The organism is Streptomyces durbertensis (assembly GCF_014156695.1).
GTDB lineage: Bacteria > Actinomycetota > Actinomycetes > Streptomycetales > Streptomycetaceae > Streptomyces > Streptomyces durbertensis.
Genome location: NZ_WMLF01000613.1, coordinates 1 through 2428, shown reverse-complemented (window position 1 = coordinate 2428; position 2428 = coordinate 1). Strand labels below are relative to the sequence as shown.

Annotated in this window: 3 protein-coding genes; all 3 read right to left on the bottom strand. The window is 73.6% G+C overall.

The features are described from left to right. Positions 1–13: 13 nt before the first annotated feature. The 3 genes from pfkB to GL263_RS25075 all read right to left on the bottom strand — a co-directional run bounded on the left by pfkB (position 14) and on the right by GL263_RS25075 (position 2249). Positions 14–967, bottom strand: a complete 954-nt coding sequence (pfkB, locus tag GL263_RS25085) for a 1-phosphofructokinase (RefSeq protein WP_182858027.1) — start codon at positions 965–967, stop codon at positions 14–16. Beyond that, the gene (locus GL263_RS25080; protein ID WP_182858026.1) at positions 964–1725 is read right to left on the bottom strand and encodes a DeoR/GlpR family DNA-binding transcription regulator; all 762 of its coding nucleotides are present in this window, start codon (positions 1723–1725) and stop codon (positions 964–966) included. Before GL263_RS25080 ends, pfkB begins: the two co-directional genes overlap by 4 nt. Positions 1726–1934: 209 nt before the next feature. Beyond that, complete coding sequence (locus GL263_RS25075; RefSeq protein WP_182858025.1) at positions 1935–2249, bottom strand: nuclear transport factor 2 family protein; 315 nt, start codon at positions 2247–2249, stop codon at positions 1935–1937. Between the last annotated feature and the right edge of the window lie 179 nt (positions 2250–2428).

The window sequence follows — 2428 nt, the reverse complement described above, 5'->3', positions numbered from 1 at the left end:
GGGAGGGGCTGGTTCAGCCGGCGTCGGCCAGGGGGAGGTCCAGCGGGAGGTCGGTGGTGATGTCGACCGGGATGTCGTGCAGGTCGTCGGGGGTGGGCATCTGGCTGCCGGGGAGTGAGACCGCCGCCGCGCCGTACCGGAGGGCTGAGGCGAGGGCTTCGGGCCCTTCGCCTCCGGCGACGAGGAGGCCGGCGAGTGAGGCGTCGCCGGCGCCGACGTTGCTGCGGACCTCCCGGACGGGAGCTCGCCCGTAGTGCGCGCCGGTGTGGTCGACGAGTAGCTGCCCGTCCGGGCCGAGGCTGGCGAGCACGCCGCGGGCGCCGAGCTGCCGCAGCTCCTCGGCCGCCTTCAGCACGTCGCCCAGGGTGCCGAGCGGGCGGGCGACGGCCTCCGCCAGCTCGAAGGTGTTGGGTTTGACGACATCGGCGCCACGGCTGAGGGCGGCGCGGAGCGCGGGCCCGGAGGTGTCGACGGCGACTCGCGCGCCCGCCTCGTGGGCGGCGGCGACGAGGTCCGCGTACCAGGCGGGGGGCAGACCTCGCGGCAGGCTGCCGCAGCAGGCGACCCACGAGGTGGCGTGGCCTGCGGCGCGGGTGCGGACGGCGTCCAGCAGGGCGCGGCCCTCGGCGTCGGAGAGGTGCGGGCCCGGCGCGTTGAGCTTGGTGACGGTCCCGTCGGGTTCGACGGCGGCGGCGTTCACCCGGGTCGATCCGGCGACGGCGACACCCGCGACGTCGATGCCCTGCTCCCCGAGCAGGGTCTCCAGCAGGGCTCCCTCCGGCCCGCCGAACGGCAGCACCGCGACGGTGTGCCGGCCGGCGGCGGCGACGGCGCGTGAGACGTTGACGCCCTTGCCTCCGGGGTCGACGCGGTCGACGGTCGCCCTCAGCACCTCGCCGCGCCCGAGGTGCGGGACCTCGTAGCTGCGGTCCAGGCTCGGGTTCGGGGTCACGGTGAGCAGCGTCATGCGCAGACCACCTCCGTGCCGTGCGCCTCGATCGCTCGGGCGTCCTCGGCCGGCAGGCCGCTGTCCGTGATGAGGAGGTCGACCTGGTCGAGGCTGCCGAAGCGGGCGAAGTGCTCCTGACCGAGCTTGGTGGAGTCCGCCAGCAGCACCACCCGCCGTGCGGCGCCGATGAGCGCACGCTTGACGGCGGCTTCCGCGAGGTCGGGGGTGGAGAGGACGCCGGAGGTGGTGAGGCCGTTGGTGGCCAGGAAGAGCACGTCGGCGTTGATCTCCTGGTAGGTGCGCAGTGCCCAGGCGTCGACGGCCGCCCTGGTGCGGTGGCGGACCCTGCCGCCCACGAGGTGCAGGTCCACGCCGGGGTGGTCGGCGAGGCGGGCGGCGAGCGGCAGGGCGTGGGTGACGACGGTGAGGCTGAGGTCGAGCGGCAGTTCGCCGGCGAGTCGGCCGGTGGTGCTGCCGGCGTCGAAGATGACGCTGCCGTCTGCCGGGAGTTCGTCGAGCGCGGCGCGGGCGATGCGGCTCTTCTGGTCGGCCGCGGTGGACTCGCGCTCGCTCAGGTCGGGCTCCAGCTCGAAGCCGTTCGCGGGGATGGCGCCGCCGTGCACCCGTCGGACGAGCCCGGCCCGGTCGAGCGCCTTGAGGTCCCGGCGGACGGTTTCGGCGGTGACCTCGAACCGCTCCGCGAGGGAGAGCACGTCGACCCGCCCGCCTTCTCGGGCGAGCCTCAGGATCTCCTGTTGGCGCTCCGCTGCGTACATGTCTGTTTGCGTCCGTTCCATGCCCGACTCTGTGGATCGGGCGACACATTACGCCCGCGAGTCGGGGAAGTAAACAGGTTCGGACACAGAAACAGGCACGATCGGACATGATCAGGCACGCGCGGGCGGGTTCACGGACTCATAGGCTCACGGGCTCACGGGCTCACGCCAGCGTGGACCGGGGCCACCCGCCGCAGTGGTCGGAGCCGTCAGGCCTGCCCGGTTTCGAAGTGGGAGATCCGGTCGCCGCTGAGGGTGAACGACCAGGCGGTGCGCATCGCGCCCCACGTCGAGTTCGAGTAGCGGGCGGTCAGCGAAAGGCCGTCCTCCGAGGTGGACTCGACGTCCATCCGGCCGTCGGACCGGAAGATCTCCTTGTCCACCCAGGCGTCCAGGTCCCGGTCGCTTCCGTCGTCGGCCATGGTGGCGTCGGGCGTCAGCGTGGCGTAGAAGGCGTCCCGGTCGCCTGCGTTGATCGCCTCCACAAAGGCGGCGACGGTCGGGTGCGCGGGGGTGAGGTGCATGGTCAGGAACCTTCCGTAGGGACGGCGGCCCCACAGCCGCCTCCCACAGCTTCCGCCCGCCCCCGCCTGTCCGCACGTCGAGCACGCGCCTCGAGGGACAGCGCCGCAGAGCCCCAGCCCGTCAGGGTGTCCCCTGCGCAATGACGCGCGGCGCCCCCGGACAGCCGGGGGCGCTCGGC

What these genes read in the sequence shown, in the direction of transcription:
- pfkB (WP_182858027.1), bottom strand. Translation starts at nt 967, where the DNA reads ATGACGCTGCTCACCGTGACCCCGAACCCGAGCCTGGACCGCAGCTAC.
- GL263_RS25080 (WP_182858026.1), bottom strand. Translation starts at nt 1,725, where the DNA reads ATGTACGCAGCGGAGCGCCAACAGGAGATCCTGAGGCTCGCCCGAGAA.
- GL263_RS25075 (WP_182858025.1), bottom strand. Translation starts at nt 2,249, where the DNA reads ATGCACCTCACCCCCGCGCACCCGACCGTCGCCGCCTTTGTGGAGGCG.